The following is a 20,363-nucleotide window of genomic DNA, read 5'->3' on the forward strand; positions in this document are numbered from 1 at the left end:
GGACATCTCCCCCGCAAGGGGGGAGATTGGCGGTTTCAACGACTCGCCCTCTCTTTCACGTTGAAGACTGACGAAAGCCGAGGCGACATCCAATCTCCCCCCTTGCGGGGGAGATGTCCGGCAGGACAGAGGGGGGTGCCTGGGCGAAAGCATCTCACATCATGCTAGCCCTCTTCCTGCGCGACATCCGCTTAAGTATCCGCGCCGGCGGCGGGGCGCTTACCGGCGTGATTTTCTTTCTCGCCGTTATCGCGACCATCCCCTTCGGCGTCGGTCCCGACCTGAAGCTGCTGGCCCGCATCGGCCCGGCGATCCTGTGGATCGCCGCCTTGCTGGCCTGCCTGCTCGGCCTCGACCGGCTGTTCCAGGCTGACCGCGAGGACGGCTCGCTCGATCTTCTGGTGCTTGGCAACGACCGGCACATGCTGGCCCTGACCGTGCTGACGAAATGCCTGGCGCATTGGGCGGGAAGCGTGCTGCCGCTGGTCGTCGCGGCTCCCCTGCTCGGCCTGTTCATGAACATGGAGCCGGCCGGCATCGGCGCCACGGCGCTGACGCTTCTGGTCGGCACGCCGGCGATCACCTTCATCGGTGCTGCCGGTGCCGCGGTGGCGGTAGCGTTGCCGCGCGGCGGACTGCTGATCTCGGTGCTGGTGCTGCCGCTGACCATTCCCGTACTGATCTTCGGCGTATCGGCAAGCTATGGCGCGGTGGCGGACCCCGATCCCTTCCTGCAGCCCTTCCTCATTCTTACCGCGCTGACCCTGTTTCTTGCCGTGCTCGGGCCGGTGGCAGCGGCGCTGGCGCTGCGGCACGGAACGGATTGATGTGGCCGCTGCGCATAGAGAACCCGATCTTTCTCCAGACCATCTACGGCAACTACCCCGATCTGTCCTCCGTCGAGGTTACCGGGGCCAAGATGGACCGCAACGGGCCTAGCATGCACCTTTCCTTCATCTCGACCGTCCTCCCCTACCGGCCTCCCGCCAAATGGGCGGCGTTCAATGCCGTGTCTTTCGGGCTTGAGTTCATCGCGGTCGAATCCATTAGCCTTCGCAAGTTCCAGAGCCATGGCTCCAGTGCAATCAGGATGTGGGATGACGCCGGTAGAATCCTGCTTACCTGCGAAGGAGCTGTCAGGCTGTCCCTCACGTGCCAATACATGCGTATCAAAAACATATCAGGTGTTTTGCTTTCGCAGTGACCTTCGGCTTGCGATAACCGCAAATCTGCCGCAGACCCGTTCATTGCGGCAAACAGCCGGTGAGGCTATGAATTTCGCCGTGAGAAGCCTTGGATCGGGAAAATGAGCGTGCACGCCCTTTATGTCACCGCCGCCTATGCCATTACGGCCGTGGTGCTGGCCGGGCTGGTTGGCTGGATCCTGCTCGACCAGCGCGGCCGCAAGCGAGAGCTCGCCGAGCTGGAGGCGTCCGGCGTGCGCCGGCGCTCCGACAAGGCAGCAAAATCATGAGCACGGAAACGGAAACTCCGGCGCGCCGCCGCCTGATCGTGCTGCTGCCGCTGCTGGTCTTTCTCGGGCTGGCGGGATTGTTCCTGGCGCAGCTGTTGTCCGGGCGCGACGTGTCGGAAGTGCCGTCGGCGCTGATCGGCTTGCCGGCGCCGCAGACCAACCTGCCGGCGCTCGAGGGCACCAATTTGCCGGGCCTCGATTCAAAACAGTTCGCCGGCAAAGTGACGCTGGTCAACGTCTTCGCGTCCTGGTGCGCGCCATGCCGCGACGAGCATCCGGTGCTGCTGGCGCTGTCGCAGGACAGACGCTTCGTCATGGCAGCGCTGAACTACAAGGACCAGCCGGAAAACGCCCGTCGGTTCCTTGGCGATCTCGGCAATCCGTTCCAGGCGATCGGCGTCGACCAGGCCGGGCGCACAGCGATCGACTGGGGTGTCTACGGCGTGCCGGAGACCTTCGTCATCGGCAAGGATGGCAAGATCGCCTACAAGCATGTCGGGCCGCTGACGCCGGACTCGGCGCAGACGCTGCTGCTGCCGGAGATCGAGAAGGCGCTGGCCGTGCCGGGCTGATGCCCGCCGATCGTGATAGGTCGACCGAAGACTCAGCCGTAGATCTGCTTGTGGACCTGATAGAGCATTTCTGAGCGGTCGGCGCGCATGTCGGCGAGGTCGCGGCTGCTGAAGCTGTCGATTTCGGCGACGAGGCGGTTGTAATGCCGGCGCTTGGCGATGCTGGCGCGAGCGCGGCTCATGAGGCTGTCGATGATCATAGCGAGTTTCCTTTTGCGCCGCATTTCGCGGCCAGTTGTTCCTCCCTTGATCGATACGAAGCATGACATAGTTATGGTGCGTTGCAAAAATAAGATGTTGCAATGCACCATTGCGCTGGGCGCATAGCCGGTTAACGGGATGTGACCTGCCGTCCGGCCCAGCATTCGCTCCCCTAATGCTTCTGACGCATCATCGATCTTGCCATATCGATCGCAGGCTGGCTTGATCGCGGCTCGCCAAGCGACTGATACCGGGAGGAACCATGACCAGCGAATTCTACGAAGTTCTCGATCCGCGCTTTTCGCGGCTGTTCAACGGCAACGCACAGGTCGACAGGCTGTTTACCGGCTGCCGATGGGCGGAGGGGCCGGCCTGGTTTGCGGCCGGGCGCTATGTGGTGTGGTCCGACATTCCGAACAATCGCATGCTGCGCTACGACGACACCGACGGCAGCGTCAGCGTGTTCCGTCAGCCGTCCGGCAATTCCAATGGCAACACCGTCGACCGGCAAGGCCGGATGGTCACTTGCGAGCACTCCGGCCGCCGCGTCAGCCGCACCGAGCATGACGGCTCGGTCATCACCATCGCCGACAAATGGCGCGGCAAGCGGCTGAACTCGCCCAATGACGCGGTGGTCACGTCCGACGGCTCGATCTGGTTCACCGACCCGAGCTACGGCATCGATACCGATTACGAGGGCGACAAGGCCGAAAGTGAGATCGGCGCCTGCCATGTCTACCGCGTCGATCCCGGCACCGGCGAGACCGAGGCGGTGATCACCGACATGGTCAGGCCCAACGGGCTCGCCTTCTCGCTCGACGAGAGCAAGCTCTACGTCGCCGACACCGGCCGCACGCATGGCGCCCAAAACCCGGCGCACATCCGGGTTTTCACTGTTGGCCAGGGCGGCAAGACGGTCTCCGGCGAAAAGGTCTTTGCCGACTGCACCGCCGGCCTGTTCGACGGTTTCAGGCTGGATGCGGACGGCCGCATCTGGACCAGTGCCGCCGACGGCATCCATTGCTACGATCCAGACGGGACGCTGATCGGCAAGGTCAAGGTACCGGAAGTCGTCGCCAATTGCGTGTTCGGCGGCAACAAGCTGAACTGCCTCTACATCGCCGGCACGACCTCGCTCTACATGGTCCGGCTCATGGTCAACGGCGCCAAAACCTATTGAACGGCCGCCAAGCATATCCAAGGGAGGGCACCATGCCATTCGTGAATATCCGCCTGGTCAAGGAGGTGATTGCCGATGACCCGGCCGGCAAAAAGGCCGCGATCGCCGCCCAGGTGACGGCGGCCATCACCGGCGCCACCGGCCTGACCAGCAACGATGTCTGGGTGGTGTTCGAGGAAGTCGCTGCACGCGACTGGTTCGTCGGCGAGACCGACGTCGAGACGCGGAGGGGCAAGGGCTGATTTCTCGACGAGCACAGCGGCAGTGCGGAAGTTTGCGAGAGGCCTGCGGGACAGCGCCCCCCTCTGCCCTACCGGGCATCTCCCCCACTTGGGGGGAGATCGGCAGCTTCGCCGCATGGCCCTTCTTTCAACGTTGGAGATTGGCGAAAGCAGGGATGACGGCCAATCTCCCTCCTTGTGGGGGAGATGTCCGGCAGGACAGAGGGGGGCGCGAAGGATCGCCGACGCTCGCTTCGCGTTCGCTCTGCCCTGGGATACGACAGCACGATGGCCGCCACTTAACGCGAGCGGATGAAGCCCGCGAAGGCCGAAACGGCGCTGCGCATCGCCAGCCGGTTTTCCGGTTCCGCCAGGATTTTCTCCACCTCCGGCGGCTTCTTGCCGAGCAACGCGATTTCGAGCGCTGCTTCCTCATAGAGCGCGAAAGACATTGTCCGCATGATCTCGGCAAGTGCGGCGCGGGCAAACAGCGAGCGCGGCGAGGCATGTACCAGCATGGCCGGTTTGCCGACGGCTGCATCGCGCGACACCAGCCAGTCGAGCGCGTTCTTCAGGCCGCCTGGCACACCATGGGCGTATTCCGGGCAGGAGACGATGACGCCGTCAGCGGCGGTGACCGCGTCGATCAGCGCCGCTGCTTGCGGTGGCGTTCGCTCGCCTTCGTCGTCGGGGTTGAAGATCGGCAGCCGCCCAAGCCCATCGTAGACGGCGACGTGACAGTCCGGCAGCGCGTTTTGCGCGAGTGCCGCGACCAGGGCCGAATTGGTCGAGGCGGCGCGCAGGCTGCCAGAGATGGCGAGGATGTTGAGCAAGGAAATGGAGACCGGCTCGAGCGATTCGTCGCCGGGCACACTACCACATGGTCTCTCTGTATTCCTCGTCCAGCCAGCGGTCGGTCGCCTCGGCCGAATCGGCGAGCGCCAACTGGTCGCGCAGGATCTGGCCGAGCGTCGGCAGCGTCGCGCGGTCGTACCAGCTCTCCGGCTTCCACAATTCGGAGCGCATGAAGGCCTTGGCGCAATGCATGTAGGCGGCCTTGACCGTCACCACGACGACGCTTTGCGGTGCCTTGCCGTCGACCGCCAGCCGCTCACGCAATGACGCATCGACGGTGATGCGGGCATCGCCATTGACACGCAGCGTTTCGTTCATGCCGGGAATGAGGAAGAGCAGCCCGATCGAGGGATTGAGAAGGATGTTCTCCAGCGTGTCGAGCCGGTTGTTGCCGGGCCGGTCGGGGATGGCGATGGTCTTCTCGTCAAGCACTGTTACGAAGCCCGGCCTGTCGCCCTTCGGCGTCACATCGGCATTGCCGGCGCCGTCGGACGAGCCGATCAGCACGAAGGGGCTCTTGCCGATGAAGGAACGGCAGTGGCCGTCCAATGCCTTCAGTTCCTTGCGGATCGAACCGTCGGTCGGCCGAGGCGTCTTGTAGATCGTCCTCAACTCGTCGCGCGTGGTGATGAATTCCATGCCCCTCTCCTCCTATTCTGACGCAATTCCCTAGGGAAAGCGCTACGCGCTTTTCCCCGGAAAACCGCTACACACTTTTCTTGGAATTGCTCTATTTGCCGGCTTTCTCTTCCTTGGCGGCCTTGTCCTCGAGCGAGTGGCGCAGGATCAACGGCATTTGGCTTAACGTGAAGACAAGGGTAATGGGAATCGTGCCCCAGACCTTGAAATAAAGCCAGGTTTCCTCAGAAAAATTGCGCCACACGACCTCGTTCAGCACAGCCAGAAAAAGGAAGAAAAGCCCCCATCGGAAAGTGAGCTTGCGCCAGCCTTCGGCGTCGAGATTGAAGGCGGAATCAAAGACATAGCCCAACAGCGATCTGCCAAACGCCAACCCGCCAAGCAGCGTGATGCCGAACAGGCTGTTGATGATTGTCGGCTTCATGAAAGCGAAGGTCTTGTCCTGCAGCCACAGCGCCAGCGCACCAAACACAAACACGACGATGGCCGAGACCAGCGGCATGATCGGCCAGCTGCGCGTCAAAATCCACGAAACGCTGAGCGACAGCGCCGTCGCCACCATAAAGAACGCTGTGGCAATCAGGATAGGCTCGCCGATATGGCTGAGGATCGGGAATTTCCCGACAAGCCACGCGCCGCGGATGGTGGTGAAAAAGAACACCAGACCAGGCCCGAGTTCGAGCAGGAATTTCAGGCCGGAGTTCAACGCCTTGCGTCGCGGATCGGACAGGTCGCGTTCGAGGATGGGTGGGTTCATGGGATCCTTCTTACGCACGATCCAATCCAAAAAGTCTGCAACTTTTCGGGATCATGCTCGTCAAGCCACGCCAGCGATCGCCCTGGCGAACTCGCTTGCGGAAAAGGGTTCGAGGTCGTCGACCTGTTCGCCGACGCCGATGAAGTAGACCGGCAATTTGTGCTTTGCCGCGATCGCCACCAGAATACCGCCGCGCGCCGTGCCGTCCAGCTTGGTCATCACCAGGCCGTTGACGCCGGCGACATTGCGGAAGATCTCGACCTGGTTGAGCGCATTCTGGCCGGTGGTGGCATCGACCGTCTGCAGCACGGTGTGCGGCGCTTCCGGATCGAGCTTGCCCAGCACGCGGACGATCTTTTCCAGTTCCGCCATCAGTTCGGTCTTGTTCTGCAGCCGCCCGGCGGTGTCGATGATCAGCACGTCGGAGCCGGCCTCCTTCGCCCGCTCGAAGGCGTCGTAAGCGAGGCCGGCGGCGTCGGCGCCGAGCTTCGAGGCAATGACCGGCGAGTTGGTGCGCTCGCCCCAGATCTTCAACTGCTCGATCGCGGCGGCGCGGAAAGTGTCGCCGGCGGCGAGCATCACCGAGAGGCCGCCATCGGTCAGCTTTGCGGCGAGCTTGCCGATGGTCGTGGTTTTCCCCGTGCCGTTGACGCCGACGACCAGGATGACATGCGGCTTGTGGCTGAGGTCGAGTTCCAGCGGCATGGCGACATGGGTCAGCACCTTCTCCACCTCCGCCGCCATGATGGCGCGGACTTCCGTCTCGGAGACATCCTTGCCGTAGCGGCTGGCGGAGAGCGCGTCGGTAACGCGCAAAGCCGTCTCCATGCCGAGATCGGCGCGGATCAGCACATCCTCCAGGTCCTGCAGCGTGTCCTCGTCGAGCTTGCGCTTGGTGAAGACGCCGGCGATGTTGCCGGACAACTCCCTGGAAGAGCGGGCAAGCCCGTCTCGCATGCGCTGGAACCAGGAGCGCCTCGGCGCCGGTTCGGGCGCTCTTTGCGGCTCGGCCTTCTGCTCGACCTTCTTGGTTACGGTCACCTTGCCGGGGGCAGGTTTTGGCTCCGGCGATGGTTGCGGAATGGCCTCTGGTTCGGGCGCAATCTCGGTCAAGACCGGTTTCGTTTCGACCGGGGCGGGCTGGCGGAGCGGAGGCGGGATTTCGGCCGGCGGCGCTTCGGGCGCTGCGGAGGGGCTCTCGGCGGGCGGTGCGGTATCTTGCAGAGGTTCGCGCTGCCCCTCACCCTTTCCCGTTCCGGGGCGAGCCGCTTGTCTCGCCGGTCCTTCGGACCCCCGTGAAGGACGGAGAGAGGGGGACGTCAGCGTTGCAGCTTCTTCTTCATCGCTTTCAAAAGGAGGCTCGGCCTGCCGATCAGCCCCCTTCTCCCCGTCACCATACGGGGAGAAGGTGCCGGCAGGCGGATGAGGGGCAGCGCCAGCTTCCGATGACCGAGGCTCAGTCTGGACAATCTCCGGCTGCTCCGGCTCGGGAATAACAAGCTCGGCCGGGATTTCTTCCGGCTCCTCAGCAGGCGTTTCCGACTCCGGCTGGATCTCTGGCTCGGGCGGAATGGTTGGTGCGGGTTCGAGCGGTGGCTGCGGCGCGGGCGGCGCTTCCGTCTCGACAGACGGCGGAGGCGCAGTGTCTGCCTCGGGCCGCGACTCTTCGCGTTTCAAAAACTCCGGGACGGCCTGCTCGGCCGCCGGCTTCAGCGCCTCCAGTTCGTCCCATTTGATCGGCGGCAGCGGTGCGGTCTCGTCGGGCCGCTCCTCGACAACTTCCTTCTTGCCGAACGAAAATATCTTCTTGAAAAACCCGGCCATGTCTTGCGCTCTCAGGCGGCGCGGGCGGCAAGCGGCGCGGCGATCAGTCTGATACCGTCATTGCCGGCGATATCAGCCTCGACGATGTCGCCCGGCGCCCCGGCTGACAACACGGCCAGCGTAAACCCTTCGGTGCGGCCGAGCCCATCGCGCTCGACCAGGATCGACTGGCGTGTGCCAGCGAGCGAGGAAAGGTGACGGCGGTAGGCGACCTCGCCGGCGGCGCGCAACCGTGCGGCGCGCTGCTTGACCATTTCGCGGCGAAGCTGCGGCATGCGCGCGGCGGGCGTGCCCTGGCGCGGCGAAAACGGGAAGACATGGAGATGCGTCAGGCCGCATTCCTCGACGATCTCCAGCGAGTTTTCGAACATGGCATCCGTCTCCGTCGGGAAGCCGGCGATGATGTCGGCGCCGAAAACGATGCCGGGGCGCAGTTTGCGCACATCCTCGCAAAAGCGGATCGACTGGTCGCGGCTGTGCCGGCGCTTCATCCGCTTCAGGATCATGTCGTCACCCGATTGCAGCGACAGGTGCAGATGCGGCATCAGCCTCGGCTCGGTGGCGATGGCGTCCAGCAGATCGTCGTCGGCCTCGATCGAATCGATGGAAGAAAGCCGCAGGCGTTTCACGTCTGGCACCTGCTTCAGGATGGTCTTGACCAATTTGCCGAGCTTCGGTGCGCCCGGCAGATCGGCGCCAAAACTGGTCATGTCGACGCCCGTCAGCACGATCTCGGCATAACCATTGCCGGCGAGTCGCTTGACCTGCTCAACCACGGCGCCCATCGGGACCGAGCGCGAATTTCCGCGACCGTAGGGAATGATGCAGAAGGTGCAGCGGTGGTCGCAGCCGTTCTGCACCTGGACAAAAGCGCGCGCCCGGCCCTCGATGGCGTCGACCATGTGGGTGGCCGTTTCGCGCACCGAAAAGATATCGTTGACGCGCGCCTTTTCGGTGTCGTTGACGCCGAAATCCGGCAGCGCGCGATATGAATGCGCCTTCAGCTTCTCCTCATTGCCGAGGACGAGATCGACCTCGTCCATGGCGACGAAATCCTGCGGGCCGGTCTGCGCGGCGCAGCCGGTGACGATGATGCGGGCGGCCGGGTTCTCACGGCGGGCTTTTCTGATCGACTGCTTGGCCTGGCGCACCGCCTCGCCGGTGACGGCGCAGGTGTTGAAGATGATAGCGCCGCCTTCGAGCCCGCCGAAGCCCGCACTTTCGGCTTCACGCCGCATCACCTCGGATTCATAGGTGTTCAGCCTGCAGCCGAAGGTGACGACGTCGATACCCCTGTTGCCACGAGGAGCCATCAGGCGGCGCTTTCGGTGTCGCGCGCCCACGCCCCGGTCGACGGATCGAAGCTGCCGGAAAATTCCCATTCGGCGGCACCGGTCAGGATGACGTGGTCGTCGTCGCGCCACAGGACGTGCAGCGAGCCGCCGCCGGGCGTCATCAGCGTGACGCTGCGGCCGGTGCGCCGGGTGCGGGCCGCGGCGACCACGGCGGCGCAAGCAGCCGAGCCGCAGGCCTTGGTCAGGCCGGCGCCGCGCTCCCAGGTGCGGATGGCCATGGTCTCCGGCGAAGTCACTTGCGCGATGGTGATGTTGGCGCGCTCAGGGAAGATCGGGTGGTTTTCGAGCAGCGGGCCGAAGCGCTCGAGTTCATAGGACCAGACGTCGCGGTCGACCCAGAAGATGGCGTGCGGATTGCCCATCGAGACGACCGACGGCGAATGCAGTACCGGCGCATCGATCGGGCCGATCTGCAGTTCGATCATGCGGGTGTCGCGAAACTCCTCGGCCAGCGGGATGTCCCGCCAGCCAAAGCGCGGCTTGCCCATGTCGACCGAGATCATTCCGTCGGCATGTTCCTCGGCATTGAGGATGCCGGCGACTGTTTCAAAGGCAAATGTCTTCTGGCCGGTCTCGGCGGCGAGCGCCTGGACGACACAGCGCATGCCGTTGCCGCAGGCTTGCGCACTGGTTCCGTCGGAATTCAAGATGTCGATGAAAAAGGCGGTGCCCGGCGTCCTGGGATCGTGGATCGCCATGATCTGGTCGAACCTGGTCGCGGCGTCGGCATTAAGCGCGACGGCTGCCGCAGGCGTTACGCGATCGGCACGGCCACGCATATCGGCAACGATGATTTCGTTGCCGATACCGTTCATCTTGGCGAAAGGGGCCGCGCTTGCCATGGATCGAAAGGTCTCTTGCCGATTTGGCGCCTATATGGCGGATACCGGCCGAAATTACCAGTGCGGCATGCTTTTCAGGTCACCGCGAATACGCCAAGCACGATCAGCAGGAAGATGATCAGCACGATGCCGATGAGGATGCGGGCGCCGGTTGCGGCGGCTCCAGCCAGTGCCGGCATGCCGAGCAGGCTTGCCGCGGCCGCGATAATCAAAAGAATGATGATCCACCTGATCATGAGAGACACCTCGCAGCCGGCAGGTTTGAACACCTACAAACGCTTCTGCGAGGGCTTGGGTTCCCTGCGGTGGCTGGGCGCGTCGAGGACCCGGCTGTGATATGCAGCTACGGATGCAATGTTGTCATAGTGTTGAATGAACGCTACCGTTGTGTCGATTTGACGTCCGGGAATGGATATTTCGCTGCTAAGCAATCTTGGATCCCTTTTTTCGTCTTACCCAAGATCTTCACCGCACCGAGACCGTAAGCTGACGACGTGTTTGGCGGGCCGGCGATAGAGTTTTCCAATGACTGAGCGTTGGGACACGATCATTATTGGTGGCGGCCAGGCGGGGCTCGCCATGAGTTACTATCTTCACCAACATGAACGTGAGCATGTCGTGTTGGAACGCGCGCGTATTGCCGGACGCTGGCGGACTGAGCGTTGGGATTCGCTTCGGTTTCAATTCATCAACCAGGCAATAGAGCTTCCTGGGGTTTCTTATCAGGACCCTGAACCGGAAGGATTCGCCCACCACACCGCCATCACGCGGTTCATCGAGCACTATGCGGCAAAAATTGCAGCTCCGGTTCGCGAGGGTGTGGAGGTCACGAAGCTCCGACACAGGGATACCGGCGATTATGCGTTGGAGACAAACGCCGGCAGCATGACGGCCCGCAATGTCGTTGTGGCGACGGGCCCTTTCCAGCGTTCGATGGTACCGGCGGCGGCCAAGGATTTGCCTCGATCCGTTTACCAGGTTCACGCTTCGAGGTACCGCAACCCCGACGAGCTTCCCCCCGGAGTGGTGCTGGTGGTGGGCAGTGGTGCATCCGGTAGCCAGATTGCGGATGAACTCCAGCAATCCGGGCGCGATGTCTATCTTTCGGTCAGTCCGCATCGTCGGGTGCCGCGGCGCTATCGCGGCCAGGATGTCTTGTGGTGGTTCGACAAAATGGGACGTTTCGAGATCACTATCGATAGTTTCCCGGAGCGGCGGTATCCCCCCTCGACCGTCGTAACCGGTGTCAACGGCGGTTACGATATGAACGTCCGCCGTTTTGCACGCGATGGTGGAGTGGTGCTGGGACGTGTACTCGGATGCGCCGATGGAAAACTGTTGGTGGCCGGGGATGCCTCGCAGATATTGGCTGAAGCCGATAGGTCCTATGACGATTTTGTCTCCGCGGCAGAGGCGCTGGCAGAGAAACCTGAAGTCGCGGACCACATCAGCGATGGCAATGAACGCTCAGCAACGCCAATCCTGGCGGAAGTCGGCGGCGCCCGGTCAGTGGATATCTCCGGTGAGAACGTCGGCTCGGTCATCTGGGGAACGGGATATCGCTTCGACTATAACTGGATCGATTTACCAATTTTCGATTCGCGCAACGCACCTATTCAACAGCGTGGCGTGACAGCCTTTCCCGGCCTGTACTTTCTTGGCCTTCATTGGATGCATACCTTCGGCTCCGGCCTTCTTTCATATGTGGGCCGCGACGCCGCCCATATAGCCAGGCATATGGAAGCTTTGCAGCCGCCTTCGCCGTCAGGCCAGCCGCCGCGCTAAACCTCTGGCACGTCCCAGACTTCGCCCGGCTGCAAGGCACGGAAACGATCCCGCGGCAGACCGGCGGCTCCAAGCGCTTCGCCGAGCTTTCTGGCCGGCTCGTCGATCGGCTCGTTGGTGAGCCGGAATGTGCCCCAGTGGCAGCCGGCGGCATAGCCAGCGTTGCACAAAAGCATGCCTTGCACCGCCTCCTCCGGATCCTGGTGATGCGGCGCCATGAACCAGCGCGGCTCGTAGGCGCCGATCGGCAGGATGGCGAGGCGGAAGCCGCCATGCTTTTCAGCCATCAGCCGGTAGTTGATACCGCCGTGGAAGCCGGTATCGCCGGCAAAATAGATCTTTGCACTTGGCGTTTCGACGACGAAACCCGCCCACAGCGCCATGCGCCGGTCGCGAGTACCGCGGGCCGACCAGTGGTGCACCGGCTCGACATGCACGGCGACGTCATCGCCGATATCGACCCGATCGCCCCAGTCATGCGCGGAAAGCCGCATACCGGGAACGGCAGCGCCGATGATGGCGTCGTTGCCGAGCGGCGTCAGCAGTAGCGGGTCGTGCGTTGCCTTCAGGCGCTTCAGCGTGGCGAGGTCGAGATGGTCGTAATGGTTGTGGCTGACCAGCACGAGGTCGATCGGCGGCAGATGGGAAAAGGCGATGCCCGGCGGATTGACGCGTTTCGGCCCGGCGAACGAGATTGGCGAGACACGCCGCGACCAGACCGGATCGGTAAGGATGTTCAGGCCGGCTGTCTGGACGAGCAGCGAGGAATGGCCGACCATGGTGAGGCGGAGCGCTGCACCATCGATCCGCTCGACCGGTCTTGCCGGTGGAAACGGACTCGGATTCGCCGCCGGCCATTTCGAGCGCTCGCCGCTCAATTGCCATTTCAACAGATCGGCAAAGCGACCCGGCGGCCGGCCGTCGGGATTGAAGAACAAGGTGCCGTCGAAATGATCGCTGGGCGGGCCGCTGTAATAGCGGTTGGCGGCTCTCTTTCTCGCGGCCAAGAAATCGGCTCCCTGCAGTTTGCTGATCGCCAAGAGATAATGCCGGAGCCAGCTGGCGCAAGCATTTGAGGTGAACGTCAAGGATTTGGAGCCGGCGCGCCGTATCGCACCGACCCGGAGGTATCAGCCAGGCAATGTGCATTTTGCGATAAATTTGCAACATTAGCGGCGCAAACCGTATTTTAACCATATCGGGTTGAAATTTCGCCACCTTCTCCATCTTGGTGAGAGGGACATTGCGCGGACGGCACCCCCCAGCCGGATCCGACGGAGGTTGAAGAATGAGATTTTCGAAAACCGGCCTGCTGGCCGTATCGCTGGCCGCGCTCGTTGCGAGCGGCTGTTCAACCTCGCGGTTCTCATCAATGGACGAGCAGCAGCCGGCGCCGCTGGAAGCTGCGCCCGCCGGCAAGGTGACTGCAAACCAGCTGCCGCCCCCGGCGACACCCGGCCCGGCCGATCCGTCGAAATTTCCAACCGCGCCGCAGAACACCCAGGTCGCCTCGTTGCCGCCCGACGGGACGGCGCCGGCCGGCGCGGCCGACCTGACCGCCTCCAGCGTCGCCGGCGTGTGGAAGGCAAGCGTGTCCGGCCAGAGCTGTCAGGTGGCGACGCCGCAGACCAAATTCGGCTCGGGCTATCGCGCCGGACCGCTGCATTGCCCGGCGCCGCTCGACGGCATCAAATCCTGGAACGTCGCCGGCAAACAGCTGACGCTCTTTGACGAGAACGGCGGCACGCTGGCACGGCTCTATTCCTCGGGCGGCGAGAAATTCGACGGCCAGACTTCCAACGGCCTGCCGATCTCGCTAACAAGGTAATCGAACCGCCCCTATTGTTACGCAATTCCGGACGGAAAACCGTTATACACTTTCCTGGAATTGCCCTCTTTTGTTTTTTACGCAATTCCGGACAGAAAACCGCTACACACTTTTCTTGGAATTGCTCCGGAACGACGTGACCGATGCATCTGCGTGACGGCCTCCAGACCCATGCGACCGTCAAGCAGCGCTACGACCATCTGGTCGAGACGGGCGCCATCGGGCGCGACCCGGCGCAGGAGCGGATCGCCGCTGCGCTCGACCGGCTGATCGACGAAATATCGGCAAAGCGGCTGGCGCATAAATCAAGCGCACTTGGGTGGCTGTTCGCCCGCAAGCGCGAAGTGCACGAGGCAGTCAAGGGCCTCTACATCCATGGCGGCGTCGGCCGCGGCAAAACCATGCTGATGGATATGTTCTTCGAGCTGCTGCCGGTGCGGCGCAAGCGCCGCGTGCATTTCAACGATTTCATGGCCGACGTGCAGGATCGCATCCAGAAGCACCGGCAGGCTCGCAAGAACGGCACGGCCAAGGAGGACGATCCGATCCCACCGGTGGCGCGCGCGCTGGCCGAGGAAGCCTGGGTGCTGTGCTTCGACGAGTTTTCGGTCACCGACATCGCCGATGCGATGATCCTGTCCAGGTTGTTTTCGGCGTTGTTTGCCAATGGCGTGGTGCTGGTCGCCACTTCCAATGTCGCGCCGCAGGAGCTCTACCGTGACGGCCTGAACCGTCAGTTGTTCTTGCCGTTTGTTGCTATCTTGGAGCGCCACGCGCAGGTGCTGGCGCTGGACGCCGACAAGGATTACCGCCTCGACAAGCTCAGCCGCATGCCGGTCTACGTCACCCCGGCCGATGCCGCCGCCGACCATGCGCTCGACGACGCCTGGGCGGTGATGACGCATGGCAGGCCGACGGCCGAGACGATGCTGATGGTGAAGGGCCGGCATGTCGTAGTGCCGCGTGCTGCCGGCGAGGCGGCGCGGTTTTCCTTCGCTGATCTCTGCGAGAGGCCGCTCGGCGCCCGTGACTATCTTGCCATCGCCGGCCGTTTCTCGACCATCTTCATCGACCATGTGCCGGTGCTCGGCGAAGGCAAGCGCAACGAAGCCAAGCGCTTCATCCTGCTGGTCGATACGCTCTACGATCATCATGTGCGGCTGGTGATGAGCGCCGCAGCACCGCCGCCGCAGCTCTATACGGCCAAGCGCGGCAACGAGGTCTTCGAGTTCGAGCGCACCGCATCGCGGCTGATCGAGATGCAGAGCCACGACTGGCTGGAGGATTGGGTGGAAAGGCAGAAGGCGCGGGGATCATCGACAGAGGCGCGGCAGGCTTAGGGCTAGGAGCCCGATGCCCAGCAGGCTGATCTGCAGCGCTCCTTCACACCTGTCCAGCCATCGTTAAAAGGGTCCGGCCCGCCGCGTCTATAATCGATAAACATACATCACAAAATCCTCCGCCGGCCCATGCGGCACCTTTCGCGACTCGTAAAGTGCGCGAGCAGCAACATTGTCCGGCTCGGTGCCGACCCAGGCCTCCTCACAACCATGCTCGCGACCGAGTGCGAACATGGCGTCGAGCATCCTCGTCGCAATGCCCTGGCGTTGAAAGGCCGGCGCCACGCCGACCTCGTCTATGTAGAGTTCGCTCACCTTGTCCGGGTGCCGGTGGACGATCGCGGCGCATTGGCCGATAACGACGCCGTCGGCGAGGGCCACGATCATGAAATGGCCGGGCGCCGCGAGATAGGCAGAGAGTCGATCCGGCCTGACCGGCTCATCGAAAACCTCGTCGGCAACCCACATCATAAGGGCGTCATCGCCCGGAAATAGCCTTCTGATTTCAGATGCCATTGTGTAGAATTCCTCTAGCCGGCTTCAGAACTTTTACGTTTACGTAAGTCCCATTGTTTCTAACCGATTGAAATTACTCACTCCAAAATAATCGTTTGAATTTTTGCACGGCCGGGGCTATTGCGTGCGGCGAATTTCGCGGTTCCGCAGCATTCCGGCCTCTTCCTCCGACGCCGTCATCAAATCGTCAAGGATTTGGGCGCCGTCATAGTCAAAGGGAAAACATCCTGACATGGCACGCAACAAGATAGCGCTCATCGGCTCGGGCATGATCGGCGGCACCCTCGCCCACATGGTCGGCCTCAAGGATCTCGGCGACGTCGTGCTGTTCGATATCGCCGAAGGCATCCCGCAAGGCAAGGGGCTGGACATCGCGCAGTCGTCGCCGGTCGATGGGTTCGACTCCAGGCTGACCGGCGTCAACGACTATGCCGGCATCGAGGGCGCCGACGTCTGCATCGTCACCGCCGGCGTGCCGCGCAAGCCCGGCATGAGCCGCGACGATCTTCTGGGCATCAATCTGAAGGTGATGGAGCAGGTCGGCGCCGGCCTCAAGAAATACGCGCCGAAGGCCTTCGTCATCTGCATCACCAATCCGCTCGACGCCATGGTCTGGGCGCTGCAGAAGTTTTCCGGCCTGCCGAAGAGCCATGTCGTCGGCATGGCCGGCGTGCTCGACAGTTCGCGCTTCCGTTATTTCCTGGCCGAGGAATTCAAGGTCTCGGTCGAGGATGTCACCGCCTTCGTGCTCGGTGGCCACGGCGATTCCATGGTGCCGATGATCCGCTATTCCACCGTTGCCGGCATCCCGCTGCCCGACCTCATCAAGATGGGCTGGACCTCGAAGGAGCGGCTCGACCAGATCGTGCAGCGCACCCGCGACGGCGGCGCCGAGATCGTCGGCCTGCTCAAGACCGGTTCGGCCTTCTACGCGCCCGCCGCCTCGGCCATCGCCATGGCCGAAGCCTATCTCAAGGACAAGAAGCGGGTGCTGCCCTGTGCTGCCTTTCTTTCCGGCCAATATGGCGTCAAGAACACCTATGTCGGCGTTCCCGTGGTGATCGGCGCCGGCGGCGTCGAGCGTATCATCGAGATCGAACTGGCGAAAAGCGAACAGAAGATGTTCGACAGTTCGGTCGCCGCGGTGCAGGGTCTGTGCGACGCCTGCGTCAAGATCGCTCCGCATCTCGCGGCCAAATAAGCCGGCAACCAAGCCCGCCAAACAAGCTGGAGACATAGCGCATGAACATCCATGAGTATCAGGGCAAGGCGCTGCTGAAAGGTTTTGGCGCACCGGTGGCCGAGGGCGTGCCGGTGTTCAAGGCGAGCGAGGCGGAAGCCGCCGCCAAGGCGCTGCCCGGCCCGCTCTATGTGGTCAAAAGCCAGATCCATGCCGGCGGCCGCGGCAAGGGCAAGTTCACGGAGCTCGGCGCCGATGCGAAGGGCGGCGTCAGGCTGGCGAAGTCGGTGGCCGAGGTCGTCGCCAACGCCAAGGAGATGCTCGGCCATACGCTGGTCACCAAGCAGACCGGCCCGGCCGGCAAGCAGGTCAACCGGCTCTACATCGAGGACGGCGCTGACATCGAGCGCGAGCTCTATCTGTCGATCCTGGTCGACCGCTCGGTCGGGCGCGTCGCCTTCGTCGTCTCGACCGAGGGCGGCATGGACATCGAGGCGGTCGCCCACGACACGCCGGAAAAGATCATCACCGTCGCCATCGACCCGGAAAAGGGCGTGACGGCCGACGATGTGAACACGCTCAACGCCGCACTGAGGCTCGACGGCGACGCCGCCAAAGATGGTGGCACGCTGTTTCCGATCCTCTACAAGGCATTTGTCGAGAAGGACATGAGCCTGCTCGAGATCAACCCGCTGATCGTCATGAAGAGCGGCCGGCTGCGCGTGCTCGACGCAAAAGTGTCGTTCGACAACAATGCGCTGTTCCGCCACCCGGACGTGCTCGAATTGCGCGACACCACCGAAGAGGACGAGAAGGAGATCGAGGCGTCGAAATACGACCTCGCCTATGTCGCGCTCGACGGCAATATCGGCTGCATGGTCAACGGCGCCGGCCTTGCCATGGCGACGATGGACATCATCAAGCTCTACGGCGCCGAGCCGGCCAACTTCCTCGATGTCGGCGGCGGCGCGTCTAAGGAAAAAGTGACGGCGGCGTTCAAGATCATCACCAAGGATCCAGCGGTCAAAGGCATTCTGATCAATATCTTCGGCGGCATCATGAAGTGCGACATCATCGCTGAGGGCGTCATCGCCGCGGTCAAGGAGGTCGGCCTGCAAGTGCCGCTGGTTGTGCGGCTGGAAGGAACCAATGCCGAGCTCGGCAAGAAGATCATCAACGACAGCGGGCTGAACGTAGTGTCGGCCGATGATCTCGACGATGCGGCCAAGAAGATCGTGGCGGCGGTGAAACACTGAGAAACTAGGAGCGTTGCGTTGGGTAGCTTCCCCATTCACTGGGAAGAAGAGGTTCAGAGCTTGGACCAGCTGCCCGACCGCAGCCCCTATTCGGTCGAGGAAATCGAACAATACCTTTGGGAGTGCCACTATCATTGGAAGCTGGACGAAAAACCGATGCACTACAAAGTGCGGGGCGTAGTCGCTGAGGAGACCGATAATTATCGACGTTTCTGGCTTTATCAGGTGTCAGATGAGATTGGGCGCGAGTGGTACGTCGTCGTCGGAGCAGGAAAGAGCCCGTTCAAACCTACGATGAAAATGAGAGCCTGGATGTATGGCAAAGAGAATGATCTCGGACATGCACCTGACCGTTTCCTGCGGGATGAGATTGATGAACAGCACGCTGCCGATGCCCGATGACGGAAAAGGAATGAGCCTGTGCCTCCGCACAAGATAAACCTCGTCGAGGCGGCGGATACGAAGATCAAGAAGGTCTTCGATCCGCATATTGCCGGCGACGTGAACGACAGCCAGGTCAAGATCGCCAAGTTCGGCGACGTCTTCGACTGGCACGCGCACGACAATGAAGACGAGGCCTTCCTGGTGCTGCGCGGCCGCATCGCCATCGATTTCCGCGACGGCACGGTGGAGCTTTCCAGCGGCGAGTTCATCGTCGTGCCGCGCGCCGTCGAGCACCGGCCGCGCTCGCTGAGCGAAGAACCTGTGGTGCTGATGTTCGAGCCGGCGACGACGCTCAACACCGGCAACGCCAAGAGCGACCTGACCGTCGCCGAGCTGAAGCGGTTGTGACGATGAGCGCGCGGCCTTCCCCGATCAACGGTTTTTGAAAAGGACCACCATGTCCATTCTCGTCGACAAGAACACCAAGGTGCTGGTGCAGGGCCTGACCGGCAAGACTGGCACGTTCCACACCGAACAGGCGCTGGCCTATCACGGCACGAAAATGGTCGGCGGCATCCATCCCAAGAAGGGCGGCGAGATCTGGACCGGCGCCAAGGGCGAGGCACTGCCGATCTTCGCCACCGTAGCCGAAGGCAAGGCGAAGACCGGCGCCAACGCTTCGGTCGTCTACGTGCCGCCGGCGGGTGCCGCCGAAGCGATCCTGGAAGCGATCCAGGCCGAGATCCCGCTGATCGTCTGCATCACCGAGGGCATACCGGTGATGGACATGATCAAGGTCAAGGCGAGGCTCGACCGCTCGAAATCGCGGCTGATCGGGCCGAACTGCCCCGGCGTGCTGACCCCCGACCAATGCAAGATCGGTATCATGCCCGGCAACATCTTCCGCAAGGGCTCGGTCGGCGTTGTTTCGCGCTCGGGAACGCTTACCTATGAGGCGGTGTTCCAGACCACCAATGTCGGTCTCGGCCAGACCACCGCCGTCGGCATTGGCGGCGATCCGGTCAAAGGCACGGAGTTCATCGACGTGCTGGAGATGTTCCTTGCCGACGATGAGACCAAGTCGATCATCATGATCGGTGAGATCGGCGGCTCGGCCGAGGAAGACGCCGCGCAGTTCCTCAAGGATGAGGCAAAGCGTGGCCGCAGCAAGCCGATGGCGGGCTTCATCGCCGGGCGCACGGCGCCGGCGGGCCGCACCATGGGCCATGCGGGCGCGGTCATCTCGGGCGGCAAGGGCGGCGCGGAAGACAAGATCGCGGCGATGGAATCGGCCGGCATCAAGGTATCGCCGTCGCCAGCACGGCTCGGTACGACGCTGGTCGAGGCGATCAAGGGTTAAGAAAGTGAGCAGTCGAGCTTTCGAATGTCGATGAGCAGGACATGGAAGACGAGAAGCGCATCATCCTATGCATACCCGGCCCTTGGGAAGGCAGGTCGGCCTTTGTGCGCGCCGTTGCAGAGGCGTCGATGCCTTCAGCTGATTATGTGGCTGCGGGGATGATCGTGATGCACGGCCCGAGCAAAGCTGCGTTCGAGTTTGATTTCTGCGACCGCGACGAGGACATGACGAGAGCCTTCGCTAGCGCTGGCCTCGTCAACGAGCTCGGTAAGGATGTCATCGACAAAATCGCCTCGCATAGGAGCGTCGTCTACCTGCTTTCCACATCCCCACAAACGAAGGAAACGTCGATTTCCGTCGCAAAAGCGGCAGCCCATCTGATCAAGGCCGGCGGTCTTGGCGTGAAGGTCGAAACGGCCGGCAAGGCATTCTCAGCCGATCAATGGCTTGAACGCACAAGCGGTGATTTTGTTGAGATCTATGGACTGATGGTTCTGGATTCTGTCTCGGATGGCACGACGACCTACAGCTGCGGCATGCGTAATTTGGGGCTTTGGGATTCTATCGTTTCAGGTGACGAATTTCAGTCTGCCGTCAAGCTGCTTCGCGGCTTCAACATGTATCAACTTTACGAAAGCCCCGAGCTTTTGGCCGGTCAGACGTTTGGACTGGAAGCAGGCGCACCGCGATATCGTTTGAGTGTGGAGACGCAGCAGCCAGACGGGGAACACAATCTGTATACGAACCCTTTTGGCATGTGGCGGCTTAGCCGCGTGGTAGCGCATTAGGGATAG

Annotated in this window: 25 protein-coding genes; 15 read left to right on the top strand and 10 right to left on the bottom strand. The window is 62.5% G+C overall.

Going from position 1 to position 20,363, the window contains the following annotated elements:
- Positions 1-161: 161 nt before the first annotated feature.
- The 4 genes from ccmB to NKJ93_RS05340 all read left to right on the top strand — a co-directional run bounded on the left by ccmB (position 162) and on the right by NKJ93_RS05340 (position 2,046).
- Positions 162-827, top strand: a complete 666-nt coding sequence (gene ccmB, locus NKJ93_RS05325; protein WP_352588004.1) for a heme exporter protein CcmB — start codon at positions 162-164, stop codon at positions 825-827.
- The gene (locus NKJ93_RS05330) at positions 827-1,204 is read left to right on the top strand and encodes an Imm50 family immunity protein (protein WP_352481064.1); all 378 of its coding nucleotides are present in this window, start codon (positions 827-829) and stop codon (positions 1,202-1,204) included. The genes ccmB and NKJ93_RS05330 overlap by 1 nt, the downstream gene beginning before the upstream one ends.
- A gap of 102 nt (positions 1,205-1,306) precedes the next feature.
- A complete protein-coding gene (gene ccmD, locus NKJ93_RS05335) occupies positions 1,307-1,474 on the top strand; it encodes a heme exporter protein CcmD (protein WP_352494038.1) in 168 nt (55 codons plus the stop codon).
- Positions 1,471-2,046 (top strand): DsbE family thiol:disulfide interchange protein, encoded by a 576-nt coding sequence (locus tag NKJ93_RS05340; RefSeq protein ID WP_352494039.1) that lies wholly within the window; start codon positions 1,471-1,473, stop codon positions 2,044-2,046. The genes ccmD and NKJ93_RS05340 overlap by 4 nt, the downstream gene beginning before the upstream one ends.
- Positions 2,047-2,078: 32 nt before the next feature.
- Here the strand turns inward: NKJ93_RS05340 and NKJ93_RS05345 are convergent, their stop codons facing one another.
- On the bottom strand, positions 2,079-2,246 hold the full coding sequence (locus tag NKJ93_RS05345; protein WP_023721879.1) for a hypothetical protein: 168 nt from the start codon (positions 2,244-2,246) through the stop codon (positions 2,079-2,081).
- Positions 2,247-2,509: 263 nt separating this feature from the next.
- On the opposite strand from NKJ93_RS05345, the gene NKJ93_RS05350 reads away from it, so the two are divergent.
- Positions 2,510-3,427 (top strand): SMP-30/gluconolactonase/LRE family protein, encoded by a 918-nt coding sequence (locus NKJ93_RS05350; RefSeq protein ID WP_352481062.1) that lies wholly within the window; start codon positions 2,510-2,512, stop codon positions 3,425-3,427.
- Between the two features lie 32 nt (positions 3,428-3,459).
- A complete protein-coding gene (locus tag NKJ93_RS05355; RefSeq protein WP_352481061.1) occupies positions 3,460-3,669 on the top strand; it encodes a tautomerase family protein in 210 nt (69 codons plus the stop codon).
- 278 nt (positions 3,670-3,947) lie between these two features.
- On the opposite strand, the gene NKJ93_RS05360 is transcribed toward NKJ93_RS05355, so the two are convergent.
- From NKJ93_RS05360 to NKJ93_RS05390, 7 genes are all read right to left on the bottom strand, one after another.
- Positions 3,948-4,481 (bottom strand): NADPH-dependent FMN reductase, encoded by a 534-nt coding sequence (locus tag NKJ93_RS05360; protein ID WP_352481121.1) that lies wholly within the window; start codon positions 4,479-4,481, stop codon positions 3,948-3,950.
- A 40-nt stretch (positions 4,482-4,521) separates the two neighbouring features.
- Positions 4,522-5,142 carry a pyridoxamine 5'-phosphate oxidase family protein gene (locus tag NKJ93_RS05365; protein ID WP_352481060.1) on the bottom strand — a complete coding sequence of 207 codons (621 nt, stop codon included), beginning with the start codon at positions 5,140-5,142 and terminating at the stop codon, positions 4,522-4,524.
- Positions 5,143-5,233: 91 nt separating this feature from the next.
- Complete coding sequence (locus NKJ93_RS05370; RefSeq protein ID WP_023721875.1) at positions 5,234-5,899, bottom strand: septation protein A; 666 nt, start codon at positions 5,897-5,899, stop codon at positions 5,234-5,236.
- Positions 5,900-5,959: 60 nt separating this feature from the next.
- Positions 5,960-7,723 carry a signal recognition particle-docking protein FtsY gene (ftsY, locus tag NKJ93_RS05375; protein ID WP_352588007.1) on the bottom strand — a complete coding sequence of 588 codons (1,764 nt, stop codon included), beginning with the start codon at positions 7,721-7,723 and terminating at the stop codon, positions 5,960-5,962.
- Between the two features lie 11 nt (positions 7,724-7,734).
- Positions 7,735-9,036: a tRNA (N(6)-L-threonylcarbamoyladenosine(37)-C(2))-methylthiotransferase MtaB gene (gene mtaB / locus NKJ93_RS05380; protein ID WP_352588010.1), complete on the bottom strand. Its 1,302-nt coding sequence runs from the start codon at positions 9,034-9,036 to the stop codon at positions 7,735-7,737.
- Positions 9,036-9,920: a diaminopimelate epimerase gene (gene dapF, locus NKJ93_RS05385; protein ID WP_352588012.1), complete on the bottom strand. Its 885-nt coding sequence runs from the start codon at positions 9,918-9,920 to the stop codon at positions 9,036-9,038. The genes mtaB and dapF overlap by 1 nt, the downstream gene beginning before the upstream one ends.
- 74 nt (positions 9,921-9,994) lie before the next feature.
- Positions 9,995-10,156, bottom strand: coding sequence for a DUF1328 family protein (locus NKJ93_RS05390; RefSeq protein ID WP_031195454.1), 162 nt, complete (start codon positions 10,154-10,156; stop codon positions 9,995-9,997).
- A gap of 289 nt (positions 10,157-10,445) precedes the next feature.
- Here NKJ93_RS05390 and NKJ93_RS05395 point away from each other — a divergent pair, with 289 nt between their 5' ends.
- On the top strand, positions 10,446-11,705 hold the full coding sequence (locus NKJ93_RS05395; protein ID WP_352588015.1) for a flavin-containing monooxygenase: 1,260 nt from the start codon (positions 10,446-10,448) through the stop codon (positions 11,703-11,705).
- On the opposite strand, the gene NKJ93_RS05400 is transcribed toward NKJ93_RS05395, so the two are convergent.
- Positions 11,702-12,712, bottom strand: a complete 1,011-nt coding sequence (locus NKJ93_RS05400) for an MBL fold metallo-hydrolase (protein ID WP_352588018.1) — start codon at positions 12,710-12,712, stop codon at positions 11,702-11,704. The two genes, NKJ93_RS05395 and NKJ93_RS05400, sit on opposite strands and share 4 nt — an antisense overlap.
- Before the next feature lie 281 nt (positions 12,713-12,993).
- Here NKJ93_RS05400 and NKJ93_RS05405 point away from each other — a divergent pair, with 281 nt between their 5' ends.
- Together NKJ93_RS05405 and zapE are read left to right on the top strand one after the other, a co-directional pair.
- Positions 12,994-13,533, top strand: coding sequence for a protease inhibitor Inh/omp19 family protein (locus NKJ93_RS05405; RefSeq protein WP_023723103.1), 540 nt, complete (start codon positions 12,994-12,996; stop codon positions 13,531-13,533).
- 143 nt (positions 13,534-13,676) lie between these two features.
- Positions 13,677-14,873 carry a cell division protein ZapE gene (gene zapE, locus NKJ93_RS05410; protein WP_352494048.1) on the top strand — a complete coding sequence of 399 codons (1,197 nt, stop codon included), beginning with the start codon at positions 13,677-13,679 and terminating at the stop codon, positions 14,871-14,873.
- Between the two features lie 87 nt (positions 14,874-14,960).
- Here the strand turns inward: zapE and NKJ93_RS05415 are convergent, their stop codons facing one another.
- Positions 14,961-15,389, bottom strand: coding sequence for a GNAT family N-acetyltransferase (locus NKJ93_RS05415; protein ID WP_352588020.1), 429 nt, complete (start codon positions 15,387-15,389; stop codon positions 14,961-14,963).
- A 232-nt stretch (positions 15,390-15,621) separates the two neighbouring features.
- Between NKJ93_RS05415 and mdh the strand changes: the two genes are divergently transcribed.
- From mdh to NKJ93_RS05445, 6 genes are read left to right on the top strand one after another with little or no spacing between them, the layout of a single operon-like run.
- Positions 15,622-16,590: a malate dehydrogenase gene (mdh, locus tag NKJ93_RS05420; RefSeq protein ID WP_023723107.1), complete on the top strand. Its 969-nt coding sequence runs from the start codon at positions 15,622-15,624 to the stop codon at positions 16,588-16,590.
- Between the two features lie 41 nt (positions 16,591-16,631).
- Positions 16,632-17,825, top strand: a complete 1,194-nt coding sequence (sucC, locus tag NKJ93_RS05425) for an ADP-forming succinate--CoA ligase subunit beta (protein WP_023723108.1) — start codon at positions 16,632-16,634, stop codon at positions 17,823-17,825.
- 18 nt (positions 17,826-17,843) lie between these two features.
- Positions 17,844-18,227 (top strand): hypothetical protein, encoded by a 384-nt coding sequence (locus tag NKJ93_RS05430; RefSeq protein WP_023723109.1) that lies wholly within the window; start codon positions 17,844-17,846, stop codon positions 18,225-18,227.
- A gap of 18 nt (positions 18,228-18,245) precedes the next feature.
- Positions 18,246-18,617 (top strand): cupin domain-containing protein, encoded by a 372-nt coding sequence (locus tag NKJ93_RS05435; RefSeq protein WP_023723110.1) that lies wholly within the window; start codon positions 18,246-18,248, stop codon positions 18,615-18,617.
- Between the two features lie 49 nt (positions 18,618-18,666).
- Positions 18,667-19,569, top strand: a complete 903-nt coding sequence (gene sucD / locus NKJ93_RS05440; RefSeq protein ID WP_023723111.1) for a succinate--CoA ligase subunit alpha — start codon at positions 18,667-18,669, stop codon at positions 19,567-19,569.
- 41 nt (positions 19,570-19,610) lie between these two features.
- Positions 19,611-20,357 carry a hypothetical protein gene (locus tag NKJ93_RS05445; RefSeq protein ID WP_023723112.1) on the top strand — a complete coding sequence of 249 codons (747 nt, stop codon included), beginning with the start codon at positions 19,611-19,613 and terminating at the stop codon, positions 20,355-20,357.
- Positions 20,358-20,363 lie beyond the last annotated feature (6 nt).

The sequence above is a fragment of the Mesorhizobium sp. M0028 genome, assembly GCF_040323855.1.
Lineage (GTDB): Bacteria > Pseudomonadota > Alphaproteobacteria > Rhizobiales > Rhizobiaceae > Mesorhizobium.